Source organism: Saccharibacillus qingshengii (assembly GCF_013185195.1).
Lineage (GTDB): Bacteria > Bacillota > Bacilli > Paenibacillales > Paenibacillaceae > Saccharibacillus > Saccharibacillus qingshengii.
The window spans coordinates 1-1,101 of the sequence record NZ_JAAZWC010000080.1; the positions used below are offsets into that span (position 1 = coordinate 1).

1 rRNA gene is annotated in these 1,101 nt (G+C 54.0%); it reads left to right on the top strand.

The window, feature by feature from the left end:
- Positions 1 to 1,025 (top strand): 23S ribosomal RNA (locus HRQ60_RS23420); the annotation flags it as partial.
- Positions 1,026 to 1,101 lie beyond the last annotated feature (76 nt).

Genomic DNA, 1,101 nt, shown 5'->3' on the forward strand with positions numbered 1-1,101 from the left:
GCGAAGCTCTGAATTGAAGCCCCAGTAAACGGCGGCCGTAACTATAACGGTCCTAAGGTAGCGAAATTCCTTGTCAGGTAAATTCTGACCCGCACGAATGGCGTAACGACTTGGGCGCTGTCTCAACGAGAGATCCGGTGAAATTTTAATACCTGTGAAGATGCAGGTTACCCGCGACAAGACGGAAAGACCCCATGGAGCTTTACTGTAACTTGATATTGGACTGGGGTGCGATTTGTACAGCATAGGTGGGAGCCTTAGATCTCGGAGCGCCAGCTTCGGGGGAGGCGACGTTGGGATACCACCCTGATCGCATGCTAGTTCTAACCTCGTACCGTGATCCGGTACAGGGACCGTGTCAGGTGGACAGTTTGACTGGGGCGGTCGCCTCCTAAAATGTAACGGAGGCGCCCAAAGGTTCCCTCAGAATGGTTGGAAATCATTCGCAGCGTGTAAAGGCATAAGGGAGCTTGACTGCGAGACGGACAGGTCGAGCAGGGACGAAAGTCGGGCTTAGTGATCCGGTGGTACCGCATGGAAGGGCCATCGCTCAACGGATAAAAGCTACCCTGGGGATAACAGGCTTATCTCCCCCAAGAGTCCACATCGACGGGGAGGTTTGGCACCTCGATGTCGGCTCATCGCATCCTGGGGCTGAAGTAGGTCCCAAGGGTTGGGCTGTTCGCCCATTAAAGCGGTACGCGAGCTGGGTTCAGAACGTCGTGAGACAGTTCGGTCCCTATCTGTCGTGGGCGTTGGAAATTTGAGAGGAGCTGTCCTTAGTACGAGAGGACCGGGATGGACGCACCGCTGGTGTACCAGTTGTTCCGCCAGGAGCATCGCTGGGTAGCTACGTGCGGAAGGGATAAACGCTGAAAGCATCTAAGCGTGAAGCCCCCCTCAAGATGAGATTTCCCACACGCAAGTGGTAAGACCCCTTGAAGACGACGAGGTTGATAGGCAGGAGGTAGAAGCGCAGCAATGTGTGAAGCTGACCTGTACTAATCGGTCGAGGGCTTATCCTATCTGTTTTCCTTTGAAGGAAAACAACACTTCTTGACGCGAAGTGGATCGTTTCGGATCCGGTTTTCAGGGTGCAAA